We start from the raw sequence: 19,754 nt of genomic DNA on the forward strand, positions 1-19,754 counted from the left end.
CATTTTGTTGAGGAAAAGTTATGAACAAGTTATCCACAGAGTGTTGATAACTTGTTTGTTTATCTACAGGTAAAGAAGTAAATACGTATTTAAAAAGGATTTTGATGGATTATGATCAGTTATCAAACGAAAGTATGGCATGTGGATAATGTTGTGGAGGAACAAAAATATTATCCACAACTCGATGAGGCGTCCGCTTTATTGCGCGCAGGTGAGGCGATCGCTTTTCCGACGGAAACAGTCTATGGATTGGGGGCTAACGCGCTTTCCTCAGCGGCGGTCAAACGCATTTTTGAAGCAAAAGGGCGTCCAAGTGACAACCCGTTAATTGTCCACATTGCCGATCAGCAAGCTGTTCACCAATTGGTCCGCTCGATTCCTGAAAAAGCGCAGCGGTTGATGGACGCTTTTTGGCCGGGTCCATTGACGTTGATCTTCCCTAAAAAAGAAGGGATTGCCGCGGAGGTGACAGCGGGTTTAGATTCGGTTGGGATTCGGATGCCTGATCATCCTCTCGCGCTTGCGTTGATTCGAGCAACGGGTTTGCCGTTGGCTGCTCCAAGCGCTAACCGATCGGGACGACCGAGTCCGACGACCGCGGCGCATGTCGAGGAAGATTTGCAAGGCAAAATCGCGGGGATCGTCGATGGCGGCGCAACAGGCGTTGGCGTGGAATCAACTGTGCTAGATGTGACGCTCGATCCTCCGATGATTCTGCGACCTGGCGGCGTGACAAAGGAAGCGCTCGAGCGTGTGGTTGGAAAAGTTGCGGTAGACCCCGCGGTGACGATGCAAGCAGATGAGCAGCCTCGGGCGCCAGGGATGAAGTATCAGCATTATGCCCCGCAAGCGGAGATGTGGACCGTTGACGCCCCGTCAGTCGAGGCGCAAACGGCGCTCATTCGCGAACGGATTGGACAAGCCCGTCGCTCGCTTGGAGACGAAAGCCAAGAGGGCAGTCATCGTGAATTGAAGATAGGTGTGCTCGCGACGACAGAAACGCAAGCCGAATACGCGGGAATCGCTGATTATGTCGCTGTATGCGGTTCGCGGCATGACCTGGCGAGTGTCGCTCGCGGCTTGTATGACGCGTTGCGCAGCTTTGATCAGCAGCAAGTCGAATTCATTTTAGCTGAATCGTTTCCAACGACAGGAGTTGGGGCCGCGATCATGAACCGTTTGAACAAAGCCGCTGGCAATCAAGTCATCCGAGCCTGATGTCATGATTCTAAACCTGTCCGCATATCCTTGGGTAGACAAGAGGATGTGGGGAGGGAATCGTTGTGGAGTGGGACATCGTCCAGTGGGGTCAATTCTATACGGTTTTGATGATTGGATTGGCGCTTGGCATGGATGCCTTTTCAATGGGACTCGGAATGGGCATCATGGGAATTCGACTGAAAACCATTGCAAAAATCAGTTTAATCATTGGATTTTTCCATATTTTAATGCCGTTGCTTGGCATCGCCGGCGGCATTTTCCTTTCAACTTTTATCGGCGATATTGCCACGTTAATCGGAGGGGTATTTCTCTGTTTTTTGGGAGCCAATATGCTGTGGGGATCATTTTTTAGAGCGGAGCAAGAGAGTCAAATTTTTCAAACGGGCGGATTCGGATTAATTATATTTGCTCTTATTGTAAGCTTAGACGCTTTGTCTGTCGGCTTCTCGTTTGGATTGTTTGACGTCGATATGACGTTAGCTGTACTCGTGTTCGGAGCGATGGGAATGATCATGGCGGCAGCGGGACTATTACTCGGAAAAAAACTCGGTGACCGCATTAGTAGTCATTACGGCGAAGCGATGGGTGGAGCGATCTTGCTTGCGTTCGGCCTAAAGTTTTTGTTGTAGGGCGGCGGGCGAGGGATGGCGATGGAATTATTGACGCTCAGTCTTTCGGTCGGGTTTATGACGACGTTTGGCGTAATGTTGGGCTTAAATTATGGACAGCCTAGTCGAAGGGCGCTCGCCTTTTATTTAGGCTTGGCCACGGGGATCATGAGTTTGATCATCGTGATGGACCTGCTGCCCGCCGCCTTTGGGCAAGGTCCAATCGAGGCAGTCGGGATCGGACTTGGTTGTGGACTATTGATGATGCTCATTCTTTACGAAGGATTGCATCGCCGTCTGCATAATCGGCCCGTCAATGTGTTCGATCAAGAATCCAATTATTTGCGAATGGGATTATCGATTTGCGTGGCTATGATTGTCCATCATATTCCAGAAGGGATTGCGATTGGAGCTGGTTATGAAACACATCATCAGCTCGGCGTGATCATCGCCCTGTCGATTGCTTTGCATAATATTCCAGAAGGTATTGGAATGGCGATACCTTTGCGGATGGCGGGCATGCGGAGGCGGACGATTCTGTTGGTTTCATTGATCATTAGCTCGTGCATCCCATTCGGGGCTTATTTGGGAAAGTATTTGTTTGTCCAGTCCGTATTTATGGTGAGCTTTGGAATGGCGTTTGCCGCAGGATCGATGGGATTTATTGTGTGGAAGGAGCTCGCTCCTGTTTCATTGAAGCATCATCGCTTGTTCGCCCTGTTGGGAATGGCGTTCAGTCTTGTCCTAATTTTTTTGATTCAAATATTGAGGTGAATGGCAGATGAAGATTTTATTTGTATGCACAGGGAACACGTGTCGCAGTCCGATGGCAGAAGGGCTTTTAAAGCAAATGGTTCAGACGGAGCAAATAAAGATCGAAGTTCAGTCAGCGGGAATTGCAACGTTTGTGGGGGCGCCGTTGGCTGATCATACGGATACGATTTTAAAAGAACGAGGCTTTACGCTTGAACACCAATCGCAACCCGTTACGGACGAGTTGTTGCGTTGGGCGGATTTGATTTTGACGATGACAGGCGGTCATAAAAATGCAATTGGGCAACGTCATCCGCATGCATTGGATAAAGTGTTTACCCTGAAGGAGTACATTGGAGCCAGCGGCAATCAGGATATTGTTGATCCATACGGGGGGCCGCTAGAAGCGTATCGGGCTACAGAACAGGAATTGGTTGAAACGTTGCGTCACGTTTTGCGCAAACTGGCGGAAAATTAATCGGGTGTCGTTGTTGGCGGGGCGTTTAGCGTTCACGCCCACAACATTGTTTAGTAAAAGGGAGCGCGCCTTGACTGACTCAATCGCCTCCCATCACTCGCCCACAACATTCGTTAGTAAAAGTCAATACACATCAGGTAGGCGCCTCGCTTACCCACAACACCCGTTAGTAAAAGGGGCCCCCGCGTGATCAGATCAACCCGCGCCGCAGTCGGAGTCAATTGGAGCAGTGGAACAAACAGAAGGCGCATTCAAAAAAATCAAGCGGTGGGATTAACTGGGGAGTTATGTTAGAATAAAACGTAGATGTAGTTATTAACACTTTTTATAATAAACGGAGGGAATCCCCTTGAAGATCATACTTGGCGCCGATCATGGCGGATATCAACTAAAAGAGGAGATCAAGCAGTTGCTCGATTCACTTGGCATCGTGTATGAAGATGTCGGTTGTGACTGCGAGCAATCGGTTGATTACCCTGATTACGCGTTACCTGTTGCTCAGCGGGTTGCATCGGGCGAATTTGAACGAGGCATTCTTGTTTGCGGGACAGGCATTGGGATGTCGATTGCCGCAAACAAAGTAAAGGGTGTTCGTTGCGCCTTAACACACGATCTTTTTTCCGCAAAAGCGACGCGTGAGCACAATGATTCAAACGTGTTGGCGTTAGGGGCGCGTGTCATCGGTCCAGGGTTGGCCCTCGAGATTGTGAAAGTGTGGCTCGGCGCTGAGTTTGAAGGCGGGCGACATGCAGGCCGCGTAGAAAAAATCGCTCAAATTGAGGGATCTGATGTTTAATCCGCAACGGATTGGCGAACAATTGGAAACGGCAGTTGGTGAGTTGTTAGCAGAGGCGCCGTTAAATTCCTCGCAGATCCTTGTCGTTGGGACAAGCACGAGTGAAGTGGTCGGCGCGCGCATTGGCACAGCAGGCAGCGCGCAAGCTGCGGAAACGATTTATCGCGTGTTGTCAAACGCGCGTCAGAAGTCGGAATTTCATCTCGCTTTTCAATGTTGCGAACATTTAAATCGGGCTCTTGTTGTGGAGCGAACGACGGCTGCGACATTTGGCCTGGAGGAAGTGTCCGTCATCCCAGTCGCTAAGGCGGGGGGATCGATGGCAGCATACGCTTATCATCAGTTTTCAGAACCTGTCATGGTTGAGGTCATTCAAGCCGATGCGGGCATTGATATTGGGGATACGTTGATCGGCATGCACTTGAAACGAGTGGCTGTTCCGTTTCGATCCGACACAGTGCGTTCCATTGGTGAGGCCCATCTAACCATGGCTTACACACGTCCAAAATTAATCGGGGGAACCCGAGCTGTTTATACGCGTGAGTAATGCTTACTGAAGGCTGTAAATAAAAACATAAAAAGTTGGTTTATTACATTAGGGAGGGAAATACATGTTTGAATTTTTAGGGAAAAATGATCCGCAAATTGCGAAGGCAATCAATCAAGAATTAGGCAGACAGAGAAGTGAAATTGAACTAATCGCATCTGAAAACTTTGTTAGCGAATCGGTGCTTGAAGCAATGGGCACAGTGTTAACAAACAAGTATGCGGAAGGATATCCAGGCCGTCGCTACTATGGCGGTTGCGAATTTGTGGATATTGTTGAAGACTTGGCTCGCGACCGAGCGAAAGAGTTATTTGGAGGCGACCACGTAAACGTGCAGCCGCACTCTGGAGCGCAAGCAAACATGGGCGTGTACTTTTCTGTGTTAGAGCCAGGCGACACGGTGTTGGGAATGAATCTATCTCACGGCGGTCACTTGACCCACGGTAGCCCCGTTAACTTCTCCGGTAAAATCTACAACTTTGTGGACTACGGTGTAACCGAAGATACGAATTTGATCGATTATGATGATGTTCGGGCAAAAGCGCTAGAGCACAAGCCGAAAATGTTAGTTGCCGGCGCAAGCGCGTACCCGCGAGCAATCGACTTCAAGAAAATGCGTGAAATTGCTGACGAAGTTGGCGCGTACTTTATGGTTGACATGGCTCATATCGCTGGGTTAGTTGCGACAGGTCATCACCAAAGTCCAGTTCCGTATGCGCACTTTGTAACAACAACGACGCACAAAACATTGCGCGGACCTCGTGGCGGGCTGATCATTTGTAACGAAGAATTTGCTCGTGACATTGATCGCACGATTTTCCCAGGTGTGCAAGGTGGACCATTAATGCACGTGATTGCGGCAAAAGCGGTTGCGTTGGGTGAGGCGTTGAAGCCTGAGTTCAAAACGTACAGTGAACAAGTCATCAAAAACGCGTCTCAATTGGCATCTTCTTTGCAAGAAGCGGGCGTTACAATCGTATCTGGCGGAACGGACAACCACATTGTGTTGCTTGACGTGCGCAGCCTGAACATGAACGGTCGCGATGCGGAAGAGTTGTTGGAAAAAGTAGGCGTAACGACGAACAAAAACACGATTCCATTTGACCCGGAAAGCCCGTTTGTAACGAGCGGAATCCGTACAGGATCGCCAGCAGTGACGTCACGCGGGTTCGATGAAGCAGCAATGAAGGAAGTTGCGGCAATCATGGCTCTGGCGTTGAAAAACCCAGAAGACGAGGCAAAACACGCGGAAGCTCGCCAACGCGTAGATGCTTTGTGCGAACGTTTCCCACTTTATCCGGGTATGAAATTAATCTAACTTTTAAACTTTTGTTTAGAAAATAAAGACAAGAGCTAGGTCTGCTACTATGTGGCGGATTTAGCTCTTTTTTTGGTTAGATTGGAAACAGGGATGACGAAGGGTAGCGGCAGTGGTATAATATTCCGCAGCATATCAGTTGAAGCGGGGTACATACTAAAAGGTAACAGGAGGGGACCACGATGGGAAATTTATATATTTTTGATCATCCTTTGATTCAACACAAACTGACATACATACGCGATAAACAGACCGGAACGAAGGAGTTCCGCGAGCTCGTTGACGAGGTGTCCTTGTTGATGGCTTACGAGATCACCCGTGATTTGCCGTTGCAAGAAGTTGAAGTGGAGACGCCGGTCACCACATGTAAATCAAAAGTGATCGCTGGCAAAAAACTAGGTCTTATTCCAATCCTGCGGGCGGGGATCGGGATGGTGGACGGTTTTTTAAGTTTAATACCTTCCGCAAAAGTAGGTCATGTTGGGTTATACCGTGATCCTGAAACGTTGCAACCGGTAGAATATTATTTGAAGTTGCCAAGTGATATTCAAGACCGTGTGTTAATCGTGATTGATCCGATGTTAGCTACGGGCGGGTCTGCGGAAGCGGCGATTACCGCTTTGAAAAAGCGCGGGGCGAGACAGATGAAGTTAATGTGCTTGATTGCTGCGCCCGAAGGGATCGAAAAGGTGCGAGCGGAGCATCCAGATGTGGATATCTATGTTGCCGCTATTGATCAACAGTTGGATGAACATGGGTATATTGTGCCTGGCTTAGGAGACGCTGGAGATCGTCTGTTTGGGACGAAGTGATTGGGAAGGGACGGGGAGACAGACACATGAAGAAAAGAATTATGACCATTTTCGGTACAAGGCCGGAGGCGATCAAAATGGCTCCGCTTGTTCATGAGTTAAAAAAATATGATGAATTTGAGCCGATCGTTTGTGTAACGGCTCAACACCGACAAATGCTGGACCAGGTGCTAGAGATTTTTGAGATCGAGCCAGACTATGATTTAAACATCATGCAGGACCGCCAAACCTTGGTTGACGTTACCAACCGCGCCTTGGCTGGACTTGATCAGGTGATGAAAGAGGTCAGGCCGGATATGGCGCTCGTGCATGGTGATACGACAACGACATTTGTTGCGGGCTTGGCCGCTTTTTATAATCAGGTGGCGATTGGCCACGTGGAAGCTGGACTGCGTACATACAATAAGTACTCTCCTTATCCGGAAGAAATCAATCGTCAATTGACGAGCGCGATGACCGATTTACATTTCGCTCCAACAACGCTGTCAGCGGACAACCTCCGCAAGGAAAATCGCAAAGAGAATTCCATTTTTATTACAGGGAACACGGTGATCGACGCGCAAAAGACGACGGTTCGAGAGGATTACACACACCCAGCGCTCGAGGAGTTAGCGGGTTTGCGTTTAGTGTTGATGACCGCCCATCGTCGCGAAAATTTAGGAGAACCGATGCGTGGGATGTTCCGCGCAATTCGGCGTTTAGTAGACGAGCATGAAGATATTGCGGTCGTTTATCCTGTCCATCTCAATCCGCTTGTGAAAGAAGCGGCTGAGGAGATTCTTGGTGAGCACCCGCGGATTCGGCTGATTAACCCGTTGGATGTGGTTGATTTTCATAATTTCATGGCCCGTTCCTATTTGATTTTGACTGATTCAGGCGGTATTCAAGAGGAGGCTCCCGCGTTTGGGGTGCCAGTGCTGGTGTTACGGGATACGACAGAGCGCCCAGAAGGCATTGATGCAGGGACATTGAAGTTGGCGGGCACAGATGAGAATGTCATTTTTAACATGGCTGATGAGTTGCTCAGCGATGAAGCGGCTTACAGTCGCATGTCCAAAGCGGAAAATCCGTATGGCGATGGTGAAGCATCGCGTCGAATTGCAGAAGCGATCCTTTATTATTATGGCTATCGGAAAGAGAGCCCGATCCCGTTTTAAGAGAAGATTGCCGAAAGGAAGAAAGACATTTCGCTACTATTAGATGGTGGTGGAGTGTCTTTTTTGCGTTATGGACAGGGAGCGCCTCGACTTTTACTAAACGATGTTGTGGGTTAACTGTTAATAAGAGGTTGTCTTAAAGGCGGTTTTACTTCGCGACTAAAAAATAATGGCTTTTACTAAATAGTGTTGTGGGTGAAATTGTGGATATAGAGCGACTTGTTAAGGTGTTTCTTTTGGCCATGTTCAAATTAATGACTTTTATTAACGAATATTGTGGGTAAAGTGTGGACTAGGTGGACATGCAAAGAAATTAAATTTTTTAGCAAGCTTGTTTAATCGTTTGGTATGTTTGGACAATAGGGATCGAGCAAAGCAGTAAAAATAGATTTTCAATTTGAACATACCTAACTAAATATACTTGATTGCGGGCAAAGCGAAACCAGGCTAAGTACCTGCTTAGATATTTTACTTTGATCCAATTACGAAACCTCATCCATTCCTGGAATTCCTTTTCTTCCTCTTGGGTTAAATCGACTAAACGGAATGGAACAACATCTTTAAAAGTAATGTAGGGAGAGCTCCAACGATCGCGAAGATTTTCGCGCGTATATTGATAAAAGAAGTCCTTTTCTATTTGCTGAAGCGCGTGGAGCGCCTTATGGCGCCAATAAAAAGCCGTAACATAATGGATCCCCGCGCAAACAGCGCAATTGTGTAAAGAATAGCCGCGAATCATACAAAATAAAAATTCAACAAATTTATAGGGGTGATGCGTGTAATGAAGAGGAGTGCTCGTAAGATCATTAAAAGTACGATTACAACTCTTGCATTTGTATCGCTTTCGTTCGCGGTATTGACCATGACCAATTACGTGGTTGCTTTTACAGTTTGGACAGTGGCGCGCAGATCCTTGGTTACTAAGAGTCTTTATAAGTTGTAGGTAAATTTCAGGAGTAGAGAAGCGACGGAAAAACATAGTTCTTTTCTTCATCTGATGGACCTCCTCTCTTTAATGGGAACACACGTTCCTATTATAGCTTATTATGAGGAATTGGTCTACTTCGTTTAATTGAACAAAGTGTGACAATTTTTCTTGCCATTTTTAAGGAAGGAGATGGTGCCTACCCCCAACATTGTTTAGTAAAAGCGGGTACATCCTACAATCGCCCCTCGCAATACCTGGCCTACCCGAGTTCGTCTCCTCACCCCCAACACTATTTAGTAAAAGCCTGTACACCTCGAATCCACGCGCTCCCCCAGACTCACCACTACAATTGTCGACAACAATTTACAACCTTTGGCAGCAATTTCGAAACATTCTAGCTTTCGTTACGTCTATAATTAGTAGAGTTAATAGAGAAAAAAACTTGGGAGGGGATATCCATTATTCTGTCATATACTAGGGAGCAGACTAGCAAGGGAGCCGTTTGGACAGTGGTCCTAGCGATGCTTTTATCGCTTGCCCTGCCTTCTGTTGCCGCCAATGCCCAGTCCGCTGGGACATTGCCGATTCAACTTGTGTCGGAACAGCAGATCGGGGAAGGTGTCGTATTACAAACGTATAACAAGCAAATTGCTGGGAAAAAGTCATGGGTTTATGTTACAAAAGTAGACTTGAACAATTCCTATGCGCAGGTTAAACCGATCTATGGTAAAAATGGAACGTTTGCCGCAAAACAAAGCGTAGAGGCATTAGCTCGTGAAACGGGAGCGATCGCCGCAGTCAACGCTGACTTTTTTAATATGCAAAAACGTACCCCATTTGGCATGGCTGTCGATCAAGGGGAAATTGTTTCATCCATGGCGAGAGTGCCAGCTTGGTCTAGTTTAGGTATTTTTCAAGATCGCACCGCGGTCATCGACCACTTTACTTACAAAGGAACGGTAACGACTCCGAGTGGAGAAACGTTCCCAATCCAAGGGGTAAACAAAGAGGAATACATGGCGACGGGTATTCAGAGTCACAAAGATCAAATTAACCTTTACACGCCGCGATTTGGTTCAACGAGTTTTGGATCGCGTCCAGGACTTACTGACTACACGGAAGTTGTCGTGGAAAATGGGATCATCAAAGACATTCGCGTCAACCACCCACAGGGCGCTCCGATTCCCGCGAATGGGTTCGTGTTGTGGGGGAACGGATCAGGGGCTAATTTCCTCGGCAAATTTAAAGTTGGCGAAGCTGTACAAATAAGTTCGGCGCACGCCGCTGTCAGCAGTGGTCGACAGGATGTTTTAGCGGCAATGGGCGGACATCTATTACTCGTTGATAATGGGAAGGTGTTGAATCCATATGACCGTACGATTACGGGGAAAGTATCGCGCTCCGCAGTTGGAGTGTCCCAAGATGGAAAAACCCTTTATCTAGCGGCAGTGGAGGGGCCGTCCAACAGTCGCGGAATGGAGCTCGGCGAACTGGCCCAAACAATGCATGAGATTGGCGCATATCGGGCGGCGAACCTTGATGGCGGAGGTTCAACAACGATGGTCGCTCGTAAGCTGGCAGAAACGAATTTGACGGTGCTAAACGTTCCGCAATATCGAACACAGCGTCAAATTCCGACCGCGATTGGTGTATTCAATACGGCGCCGAAAGGCGGGGCGATCAAAGGCTTTAAAATTGAAGGTCCCGCTCAAGTTGTAAAAGGAACTGAGGTCGCATTCCAAGTTGCCGGGGGATGGGATCAGCATTTCCATCCATACGCGATCAATCAGGCCCAAGTTACGTGGACAGGCCCGAACGCCTTCAATGGCAATAAAATGCTGGCGTTAACAACGGGTACCCACGATGTTACGGCGACTTACCAAGGACTGCAACAGACTCGAAAGTTGGAAGTAGTTGGAGCATCGGCGGTGTCCAAGTTAATCGTCGAACCGTCGATCATCGCCGTGAACAAGGGGCAGTCAACTAACTTCAAAGTGAAAGTTCAAATGAAAGACGGAAAAACGCTCGATGTTTCGCCGTTAGCCGTTACAACGTCTGTTAGCCCAGAACTCGGAACCGTAGAAGGATTTACTTTTACAGCGGGACAGGCGGACAATAAAGGGACAATCAATGTCAATTTTGATGGAATCCAGTTGAACGTACCTGTTTCTGTCGGTACCTCTCGACAACCTTTTGAAAACTTTGAAAACTTTCAACAAAAATTAAGTTTCTTAGCCCTACCGCAACAGCTCGCGGGACAAGGGTCGTTTCGATTGACCCAGCCTGGCGAACCGGTTTATAGCGGACAAAAGGGATTAAAACTTCAATACAATTTTGCCAATGTCGCAGCAAGCGAGAACCGTTTTGCTTACGGTCTCATTGGGGAAGCGCCGCTTACGTTGCCAGGAACGCCGCTCGGTGTCGGCCTATGGGTACACGGAGATGGCAGCAATCACTGGTTGCGATCGGAAATTATTGATGCCAACGGCAAAACGCATTACATGACTTACACACGTGAAATCGATTTTAACGGATGGAACTACGTCGTGGGGAACATGCCTGCGGAAGTGGTTTATCCTGTGAAAATGAAAAGCATCTATGTCGTGAGTGTGCCGGAAGGGGCTCAGAGCCGTCCGAACCAAGGCGCATTGTATTTTGATGAGATGACCTTGTATCAACCGTATGACCCGGCGAAGCCATCGCAACCGATTCCGTCGCCAACCGAAAAACCAGCAGCCCCAGAACCCGTTCCAGCGCCGTCAACACCACAACCGCCACAACCAAATGTAGCGGACAATCCTTTTAAGGATGTAAAAAAAGGAGCTTGGTATGAGACGCCAGTTGTAGCGCTTTATAAAGATGGGATTATCAGCGGCATGTCAAAAGATACGTTTGCCCCTGAAAATCCGCTTACGCGCGCTCAGTTTATGACGTTATTGGACAAGTGGTTAGAGTGGGAATTGGAGGGTGACGAGGAACTTGATTTCAATGATCAAATTCCAGATTACGCGGCGCCTGCTGTCAAAGCGGCTGTAGCCAAAGGGATCGCCCAAGGATTCCCTGGAAAACTATTTAAGCCGAATGAGCCCTTAACACGCGCCCAAATGGCGGTTATGCTGTATAACGCATTGCTCGATCGCGGTGACGAATTCGAGAAGAAGCCATCACCGACGTTTACTGATCAAACTGACATCCCAGATTGGGCTCAGGAAGCGGTGAAGGTCATGGCTGGACAAGGGTATATCAAAGGAATGGAAAACGCCTTTGAACCTCAAGGCCAAGCAACCCGCGCTCAAGCGGCAGCCTTGATCCATCAAATTAAACAACAATAGTAGCGAGCTTTGCTCCGGGATCAGCTTTTCTGAATTAAAGAGCCCCTCTTAATCGTTATGCGAGAGGGGCTCTTTCTTGTGGTTTTCAGGTCGAATCGCATTGCATTGCGGTTAACGGGAAGTAGCTCCTGAAGGAATCGGTTTGACAAAGATGGAACGTCTTCGTTGTTTTGCGCATAGAACTTGAAGCTGGGTAGTGAAATCCAATTAAGGGTGATACCCATGACTTTTACTAGTGAATGTTGTGGGCCCGACTTTGGGCCTAGCTAAGAATGATGACTTGCTCCATATGTCTGGGTGGAGACCTGATTTCAGCAGGGTTGCTCATTAAACGAGCATTAACAAGGAGGCCGTTGGGTTGTGTCGATGTATCGCTGATAAACCTAGAGTCAAAAGGCAGTTTCGTGTTATTACAGCGACGCAGTGGGGTTCGTGTTGTAAATGGAATAATGGCCGATATACCACCCACAACACTGTATAGTAAAAGCCTTAACTATGTATCTCGCTCTTCGACATAAAAAGCGCGGGCGCTCCCGAATTACCTACCCCCAACATTGTTTAGTAAAAGGGGATTCCCTGTTCGGCCCACTGAGTGCTTACTTCCCTCGCGGCTCTCAAAGGGGACTCACCCCCAACACTCTATAGTAAAAGCGACTATCTCCTTAAAACCCCGCTCAAAATTCAGGCCGCCTCCAACAAATCAAGTTGTCAGTAAATTCGGCCGATTTGCTTCCGTTTGGAAAATGACACAAAACAGTGTTTATTTGACCGGAAAATTCATTTCGATTATTGACAAATACCTAGCGAATCAGTACTATGATGAAGGAGGAAAAATAAATGAATAAATCCTAGGAAAAATCATTTGTTTTTTTGGCCAATGTTCGTATGGTAAGCGATTGGTAAGTCCAACAGTAGTCACTAGAAATAAGGGGTAGCTTTACTACCTCTATTCATGGTGGGTAAACTGCGCTTAACTATCCTTGTGGAGGTTATGTCTATGCCGAATCCGCAGCAATCACCTTGGAAGGGCTTGTCTCTTGTCTCCGTGATTGGTATGGATGTTGGAATTGGGACGTACGTGGGTGTTTGGCTAGGAAAGAAAGTAGACGTATACTTAAACTCGGCCCCATGGGGACTTGTGGGCGGTGTCTTTGTAGGTGTTGCTACTGGTGTGTTAGTGGCTGTGCCCATAATTAAGAGGCTTCTAGGGGATAGTTAAAGATGAATGCATACAAAATGGGAATCCAACGAATGGTAATCTGGACCGCTTCTGCATTGGTCGGCGCCATTGCTGGCTGGATATTCAGTTCGTATCGCGCGTGGTTTGCAGGTTTTATTTTAGGTTGCTTTTTCGGGTTGATTAGCGCGGTTTATACCGCATGGAGAATCAATCAGTTCGGAGAAATGTTAACAAGTAAAGTAGATGGTCAAAAGAAGCAGCGATCATTAGGGACGTCAACGAGATTTGGACTGGCTGTCTTGGCGACAGTGATCACGATCAAATTTCCGCAACATTTTCATACGCCAGCGATGGCGATTGGGTTGGTGACACCTATGGGAATTGCTTTTATTGATATGTTTTATCACAACTTAAGTGAAAAAGACGAAACCCGCGGGTGAAGGGGGTGAAATGCAATGGATACTAGCGCAGCGATGGGAAGGCTGTTTGGCTTGGATTTTAACCTAGCTATTGTTTTGACGACAACTGCTTCCGCAATCATTGTATTTTTAATTGCGCGAGCTGGGGCTGCCGCCGCGATCTCATCAGTTAATTCCGCTGCTCATGCGCCGAGAGGAGCGCAGAACTTTATGGAGTGGGTTATTGAATTCGTCCGTAATGTTATAGGCAGCACAATGGATATGAAAAAAGGTGAACGCTACCTCGGTTTGGGAGTTACTATAATTTTGTACATTTTTGTCTCTAATATGATAGGGCTTCCCTTAACCTTTGTAGCGGGTAATGAAGTATGGTGGACAACGCCGACCGCTGATCCGCATGTTACGCTTTCTTTATCAGTTGCAATGATTATTTTGACACAGATTTTTGGATTGCGTGATCTCGGTGTGGGAGGCTATCTAAAAAGTTATTTACAACCACAAGCGTGGATGGTGCCGTTGAACATCATTGAGCAGTTTGCCAGCGCGCTGACGCTTGGAATGCGTCTATTTGGTAATATGTTTGCTGGTGGATTGTTGTTAGGGTTATTAGCAAGCGCTGTCTATTCAGGACCGTTCGCTATGATTGGAGCAGCTGTCCCGATGATTGTGTGGGAAATGTTTAGTATTTTCGTAGGAGCGATTCAGTCTTTCGTCTTCCTCATCTTGACAATGGTTTATATTTCCCATAGAATCGCTGTCGACCACTAGGTTTTATTATCTCTATTTTCATACCTTGAGATTTAAATAGAACTAAAACAAATTATTTAATTACACATTTATGAAGGAGGTCTCTTGTTATGACAGGAGTATTAGCAGCAGCAATTATTGCAGCAGCAGCAGCTATTGGAGCGAGTATTGGAATTGGTATGATCGTCGGTAACACAGTGAAAAGCATGGCGCGTCAACCAGAAATCAGAGGAAATCTGCAAACAACAATGTTTATCGGTATTGGTCTACTTGAGGGTATTCCGATCATTGCGATCGTTATCGCGTTTATGGCTTTAGGTAGCTAAGCGAATCTTGACATTAAAATGGCGACGCTCTACGCAGAGCCTCGCCATTCCTTATGTTTTGGAAAATGGAAAGTCGTAGAGGAAGGTGACATTCATGGATTTAGAAATTCAATGGGGAACGGCTCTGTATTCGCTAGTAGTGTTCTTTGTGTTGCTCTTATTGTTGCGTAAATATGCGCTTAAACCCATTCTAGGTGTGATGGAAGCGCGTCAAGATAAAATTACGAATGATATCACTACCGCAGAAAAGAATCGCGAAGAAGCGATGAAGTTGCTGGAAGAGCAAAAGCAAGCGATCCAAGCGGCTCGTCAAGACGCGGCGAAGATCATCGAAAACGCGCGCGTGGCCGCGGACAAGCAAGCGGAAGATATTTTAATTAAAGCGGCGGCTGATGTCGAACAGTTCAAAAAGAACGCTCAAGCTGAAATTGTTAGCGAAACAGAGAAGGCGATGGCGGCATTACGTGAACAAGTTGGAGCTTTATCTATTATGTTGGCGACAAAGATTATTGAAAAAGAGTTAGACGATAATCAACAAGAGAAGTTGGTGTCCGACTTCTTTAAAGAAGTAGGGGAAGCCTAATGAGTAGCCCGATTGTAGCAAAACGTTACGCGTATGCCTTTTTTGAGGTGGCTTCTGAAAAAAACCAAGTCGACGCGATTGAGCAAGAACTTCAATTAATTAAGCAGGCAATGGATGAAAACCCTGCCTTTTTGCAATTTTTGCAACACCCACAAATTACGAAAGCTGAAAAGAAGAAAGAAATCACAACTGTGTTTAAGGATAAAATCAGTGAAATCACGCTGGATTTCTTTAATCTTTTAATTGACAAAAGCCGCGAAGATATCATTACCTTCACTCCGGTTTTTTTCACGGAAAAAGCGAATGAAGCGCGTGGGTTGGTTGATGCGGTGGTGACATCCGTTGAGCCGTTGTCTGAAGAACAGGAAGCGGGCATCGCTCAGTCGTTTAATCGATTATTGAATAAAGAAATTCGAATTCAAAACCAGCTCGATCCATCAATTATGGGTGGTGTCATCGTACAGATTGGTGATCGCTTGTACGACGGAAGCGTGGCTGGAAGATTGAATCGTTTACAGCAGAGCTTCAGGCAAGCTCAAGTGAGATAGGGAGGATGCTACGTGAGCGCAATTAGAGCAGAAGAGATTAGTTCTCTGATCAAACAGCAGATCGAGAACTATAAATCTGACATTCAAGTTGTTGATGTAGGAACAGTTATCCAAATTGGTGACGGGATTGCTCGTGTGCACGGTTTGGAAAAGGCGATGGCAGGGGAACTTCTTGAGTTCTCTAACGGTGTAATGGGAATGGTTCTAAACCTTGAGGAAGATAACGTAGGGGTTATTATCCTTGGTCCATATACCGGTATTAAAGAAGGAGATCAGGTAAAGCGCACGGGCCGTATTATGGAAGTTCCTGTCGGCGAGCAGTTGCTTGGTCGCGTTGTTAATCCGCTCGGACAACCGTTAGACGGTTTAGGCCCGATTGAAACGACGGAATTCCGTCCAATCGAGTCTCCTGCTCCAGGCGTAATGGCTCGTAAGTCTGTTTTTGAACCGATGCAAACAGGTTTAAAAGCGATTGATGCATTGGTTCCAATTGGACGTGGTCAGCGTGAGTTGATCATCGGTGACCGTCAAACTGGTAAAACAACGGTAGCGATTGACGCTATCTTGAACCAAAAGGGACAAAATGTAATTTGTGTCTACGTTGCGATCGGACAGAAGCAATCGACTGTATCCGGTGTTGTTGAAACATTACGCAAAAACGGCGCGTTAGAATACACAATCGTTGTGTCCGCTACAGCGTCTGATCCAGCTCCATTGTTATACTTAGCGCCATATGCTGGGGTAGCGATGGGCGAGCACTTTATGTACAACGGCGGACATGTGTTGTGCGTATATGATGACTTAACGAAACAAGCGGCGGCATACCGCGAACTATCCTTGTTACTTCGTCGTCCTCCAGGTCGTGAAGCTTATCCAGGGGACGTTTTCTATATTCACTCTCGTTTACTTGAGCGAGCGGCAAAGTTAAGCGACGACTTAGGTGGCGGATCTTTAACTGCCCTACCGTTCATTGAAACGCAAGCGAGTGACGTATCCGCATATATTCCAACGAACGTAATTTCGATTACGGATGGACAGATTTTCCTTGAGTCCGACTTGTTCTATTCAGGAGTTCGTCCAGCGATTAACGCCGGTATTTCGGTTTCTCGAGTTGGGGGCGCAGCTCAAATTAGAGCGATGAGAAGAGTCGCGGGTACGCTGCGATTGGACCTTGCGCAATATCGAGAGTTGCAAGCGTTCGCCCAGTTCGGTTCTGACCTAGATGCTGCTACACAAGCCCGTTTGGAGCGTGGAGAGCGTACGGTTGAAATTCTGAAACAAGGTGTTAACGCGCCAATGCCGGTTGAAAAGCAAGTGCTTTCTATTTATGCGTTAACGAAAGGTTTCATGGATGATATTGCGGTTAGTGATGTGCTGCGTTTTGAAAAAGAATTGCACGCATTCTTCGATGCGAACAAGACAGATTTGTTGGATCACATCCGAGATTCGAAGGATCTACCTGAAGAAGATCAGTTAAAAGCGGCGATCGAAGAATTTAAGCAAGGTTTTGTTGGCACTGCTTCATAATTCATTCGATCTGACTGAGGACTGCAATTAAACTGAATCTATAAAGGTGGTGAATTCAATGGCTGCTGGAATTCGTGAAATAAGACGAAAAATTAGAAGTGTCACCAATACGAGACAGATCACGAGAGCGATGGAAATGGTTGCTGCGGCAAAACTACGCCGCGCCCAAGAGCGCGCCCAATCTTCGCGACCTTATTCGGAGAAAATGCAGGATGTGATTCATAGCATCGCCAAGGCTACAACGGCGAGCCATCCAATGTTGGAAACGCGCCCGATTAAGAAGACAGGCTACTTAGTCATCTCAGCAGACCGCGGTTTGGCGGGCGGGTTGACAAGTAACTTGATGCGTAAAATTGTCGCGACGATTGAAGAACGCCATCAAAATCATGATGAATTCGTATTGTTTGTGGCAGGGAAAAAAGGACGCGACTTTTTGTCGAAACGCGGTTATCCGATCCTCGATTCCGTCGTGGATATTCCAGATTCCCCAAACTTTGCGGATATTCAAAGTATCGCAAACCAAGCCGTTAATCTTTTTGCGGAAGAGGAAATTGATGAGTTGAACCTTTTCTACAGTGAGTTCCAAAGCGCCTTGTCACAAGTGCCAACCGAAATTCGTCTACTTCCTTTAGCGGAAGTAGAGCAGGATACTGCGCAGGAAAGTGACTCATCTGGGATGGTTTTGGAATATGAATATGAGCCTTCTCCAGAGGCGGTATTGGAAGTGTTATTGCCTCGTTACGCAGAAACGTTGATTTTCAGCGCGTTGCTTGAATCGAAGGCGAGTTTCCAAGGGGCGCAAATGACAGCGATGGGCAGCGCGAGTGAAAACGCGAGCGAGTTGATCGACGATCTAACGTTAATGTTCAACCGTTCTCGACAAGCTGCGATTACGCAAGAGATCTCGGAGATCGTTGCGGGCGCCAATGCTTAGCGCATGGACTGTAGTTGATTGGTAAGGCGTTGATCTTTGGTCGACATTTTGTTCGGTTAAGGATCAATGATTACCTTATATATTAAGGAGGGACATAATGAATAAGGGACGCATCATAACGGTTATGGGTCCGGTTGTTGACATTGAGTTTGAGCGTGGTCAACTGCCAGCGATCTATAACGCGATTAAAATTGAGCATAAACCCTCTTCTGAAGAGGAGTTTGAAATAAACCTTACTTGTGAAGTGGCGCTTCACCTCGGAGATAACCTTGTGCGTACAATTGCGATGTCTTCTACGGATGGACTTGTGCGTGGGATGGAAGCAGTTGACTTAGGTATCCCGATTTCTGTGCCGGTTGGCGAGAAAACGTTGGGTCGCGTGTTTAACGTGTTGGGCGATCCGATTGACTTGAAAGAGCCGCCAGAAGGGGTAGAAACATTGCCGATTCACCGCCCAGCGCCATCTTTTGAAGAACAAGCGCCAGCGGATACGATTTTGGAAACAGGAATTAAAGTTATCGACTTGCTTGCTCCTTATGCTAGAGGAGGAAAAATCGGTCTATTCGGTGGAGCCGGTGTTGGTAAGACGGTACTGATTCAGGAACTAATTAATAACATCGCCCAGGAACACGGTGGATATTCCATCTTTGCCGGTGTTGGAGAGCGTACACGTGAAGGAAATGACCTTTACTTTGAAATGGTTGAGTCCGGTGTAATTGATAAAACGACCATGGTTTTCGGACAGATGAACGAACCCCCAGGAGCGCGGATGCGTGTTGCTCTAAGCGGTTTGACAATGGCAGAATACTTCCGAGACACGGAAGGTCGTGACGTTCTACTGTTCATTGATAACATTTTCCGTTTCACGCAAGCGGGTTCAGAAGTATCCGCTTTGCTTGGACGTATGCCATCAGCGGTTGGTTACCAACCTACATTAGCTACGGAAATGGGGATGTTGCAAGAACGAATTACATCCACAACGAAAGGATCCGTTACATCGATCCAAGCGATCTATGTTCCTGCGGATGACTATACGGATCCAGCTCCAGCAACGACGTTCGCTCACTTGGACGCGACAACAAACTTGGACCGTGGGATTTCTGAGATGGGGATTTATCCAGCGGTGGATCCGCTTGCTTCCACATCCCGATTGTTAACGCCAGAAGTGCTTGGACAAGAACACTATGATGTTGCTCGTGGCGTACAAGAAGTACTACAAAGATACCGTGAATTACAAGATATTATCGCGATTCTTGGAATGGACGAGCTATCCGATGAAGACAGACAACTTGTTAATCGGGCTCGTAGAATCCAACGTTTCTTATCCCAACCGTTCCACGTTGCTGAGATCTTTACGAGTGTTCCTGGTACGTATGTGCCAATTGCGGAAACAGTGCGTAGCTTTAAAGAGATCTTAGAAGGTAAGCATGACGATCTTCCTGAGGGAGCTTTCCTGATGGTTGGAACGATTGAAGAAGCGCGCGCCAAAGCGGAAAAAATGATGGCTGAAGCAAAGTAACCCGTCATTCAGGGGAGGAAT

The 19,754-nt window shown here is 47.0% G+C and carries 20 protein-coding genes; 19 read left to right on the forward strand and 1 reads right to left on the reverse strand.

Annotated features, from left to right (window positions below):
- Positions 1-111: 111 nt before the first annotated feature.
- The 9 genes from BEP19_RS14065 to wecB all read left to right on the forward strand — a co-directional run bounded on the left by BEP19_RS14065 (position 112) and on the right by wecB (position 7,690).
- Complete coding sequence (locus tag BEP19_RS14065; protein WP_120190540.1) at positions 112-1,218, forward strand: L-threonylcarbamoyladenylate synthase; 1,107 nt, start codon at positions 112-114, stop codon at positions 1,216-1,218.
- Positions 1,219-1,283: 65 nt separating this feature from the next.
- Complete coding sequence (locus BEP19_RS14070) at positions 1,284-1,850, forward strand: manganese efflux pump MntP (protein ID WP_120190541.1); 567 nt, start codon at positions 1,284-1,286, stop codon at positions 1,848-1,850.
- A gap of 15 nt (positions 1,851-1,865) precedes the next feature.
- Complete coding sequence (locus BEP19_RS14075; RefSeq protein WP_120190542.1) at positions 1,866-2,603, forward strand: ZIP family metal transporter; 738 nt, start codon at positions 1,866-1,868, stop codon at positions 2,601-2,603.
- A gap of 7 nt (positions 2,604-2,610) precedes the next feature.
- Positions 2,611-3,060, forward strand: a complete 450-nt coding sequence (locus tag BEP19_RS14080) for a low molecular weight protein arginine phosphatase (RefSeq protein WP_120190543.1) — start codon at positions 2,611-2,613, stop codon at positions 3,058-3,060.
- A 349-nt stretch (positions 3,061-3,409) separates the two neighbouring features.
- Complete coding sequence (gene rpiB / locus BEP19_RS14085) at positions 3,410-3,856, forward strand: ribose 5-phosphate isomerase B (RefSeq protein ID WP_120190544.1); 447 nt, start codon at positions 3,410-3,412, stop codon at positions 3,854-3,856.
- On the forward strand, positions 3,849-4,403 hold the full coding sequence (locus BEP19_RS14090) for a TIGR01440 family protein (RefSeq protein WP_120190545.1): 555 nt from the start codon (positions 3,849-3,851) through the stop codon (positions 4,401-4,403). Before rpiB ends, BEP19_RS14090 begins: the two co-directional genes overlap by 8 nt.
- Positions 4,404-4,467: 64 nt before the next feature.
- Positions 4,468-5,721, forward strand: coding sequence for a serine hydroxymethyltransferase (locus tag BEP19_RS14095; RefSeq protein WP_120190546.1), 1,254 nt, complete (start codon positions 4,468-4,470; stop codon positions 5,719-5,721).
- A gap of 182 nt (positions 5,722-5,903) precedes the next feature.
- Complete coding sequence (upp, locus tag BEP19_RS14100; RefSeq protein ID WP_120190547.1) at positions 5,904-6,533, forward strand: uracil phosphoribosyltransferase; 630 nt, start codon at positions 5,904-5,906, stop codon at positions 6,531-6,533.
- Between the two features lie 26 nt (positions 6,534-6,559).
- Entirely contained in the window at positions 6,560-7,690 is a 1,131-nt protein-coding gene (gene wecB / locus BEP19_RS14105) for a non-hydrolyzing UDP-N-acetylglucosamine 2-epimerase (RefSeq protein WP_120190548.1), read from the forward strand.
- Between the two features lie 322 nt (positions 7,691-8,012).
- Here wecB and BEP19_RS14110 read toward each other — a convergent pair whose 3' ends face one another.
- Positions 8,013-8,684, reverse strand: a complete 672-nt coding sequence (locus BEP19_RS14110) for an IS1 family transposase (protein WP_120190549.1) — start codon at positions 8,682-8,684, stop codon at positions 8,013-8,015.
- 443 nt (positions 8,685-9,127) lie between these two features.
- On the opposite strand from BEP19_RS14110, the gene BEP19_RS14115 reads away from it, so the two are divergent.
- The 10 genes from BEP19_RS14115 (at position 9,128) to atpD (ending at position 19,733) form a co-directional block, all read left to right on the forward strand.
- Positions 9,128-11,950, forward strand: coding sequence for a phosphodiester glycosidase family protein (locus BEP19_RS14115; RefSeq protein WP_120190550.1), 2,823 nt, complete (start codon positions 9,128-9,130; stop codon positions 11,948-11,950).
- A 997-nt stretch (positions 11,951-12,947) separates the two neighbouring features.
- Positions 12,948-13,169, forward strand: coding sequence for an AtpZ/AtpI family protein (locus BEP19_RS18290; RefSeq protein WP_170145378.1), 222 nt, complete (start codon positions 12,948-12,950; stop codon positions 13,167-13,169).
- A gap of 2 nt (positions 13,170-13,171) precedes the next feature.
- Positions 13,172-13,570 (forward strand): ATP synthase subunit I, encoded by a 399-nt coding sequence (locus BEP19_RS14125; RefSeq protein ID WP_120190552.1) that lies wholly within the window; start codon positions 13,172-13,174, stop codon positions 13,568-13,570.
- A gap of 15 nt (positions 13,571-13,585) precedes the next feature.
- On the forward strand, positions 13,586-14,317 hold the full coding sequence (gene atpB / locus BEP19_RS14130; RefSeq protein ID WP_120190553.1) for a F0F1 ATP synthase subunit A: 732 nt from the start codon (positions 13,586-13,588) through the stop codon (positions 14,315-14,317).
- A gap of 89 nt (positions 14,318-14,406) precedes the next feature.
- Positions 14,407-14,622 carry a F0F1 ATP synthase subunit C gene (gene atpE, locus BEP19_RS14135; RefSeq protein ID WP_120190554.1) on the forward strand — a complete coding sequence of 72 codons (216 nt, stop codon included), beginning with the start codon at positions 14,407-14,409 and terminating at the stop codon, positions 14,620-14,622.
- 94 nt (positions 14,623-14,716) lie between these two features.
- Positions 14,717-15,205, forward strand: a complete 489-nt coding sequence (gene atpF, locus BEP19_RS14140; protein ID WP_120190555.1) for a F0F1 ATP synthase subunit B — start codon at positions 14,717-14,719, stop codon at positions 15,203-15,205.
- Positions 15,205-15,753 carry a F0F1 ATP synthase subunit delta gene (locus tag BEP19_RS14145; RefSeq protein WP_120190556.1) on the forward strand — a complete coding sequence of 183 codons (549 nt, stop codon included), beginning with the start codon at positions 15,205-15,207 and terminating at the stop codon, positions 15,751-15,753. Before atpF ends, BEP19_RS14145 begins: the two co-directional genes overlap by 1 nt.
- A gap of 12 nt (positions 15,754-15,765) precedes the next feature.
- The gene (gene atpA, locus BEP19_RS14150) at positions 15,766-17,280 is read left to right on the forward strand and encodes a F0F1 ATP synthase subunit alpha (protein ID WP_120190557.1); all 1,515 of its coding nucleotides are present in this window, start codon (positions 15,766-15,768) and stop codon (positions 17,278-17,280) included.
- A 58-nt stretch (positions 17,281-17,338) separates the two neighbouring features.
- Positions 17,339-18,214 carry an ATP synthase F1 subunit gamma gene (atpG, locus tag BEP19_RS14155; RefSeq protein WP_120190558.1) on the forward strand — a complete coding sequence of 292 codons (876 nt, stop codon included), beginning with the start codon at positions 17,339-17,341 and terminating at the stop codon, positions 18,212-18,214.
- A gap of 97 nt (positions 18,215-18,311) precedes the next feature.
- Positions 18,312-19,733, forward strand: a complete 1,422-nt coding sequence (atpD, locus tag BEP19_RS14160; protein ID WP_120190559.1) for a F0F1 ATP synthase subunit beta — start codon at positions 18,312-18,314, stop codon at positions 19,731-19,733.
- Positions 19,734-19,754: the final 21 nt, after the last annotated feature.

Source organism: Ammoniphilus oxalaticus (genome assembly GCF_003609605.1).
GTDB lineage: Bacteria > Bacillota > Bacilli > Aneurinibacillales > RAOX-1 > Ammoniphilus > Ammoniphilus oxalaticus.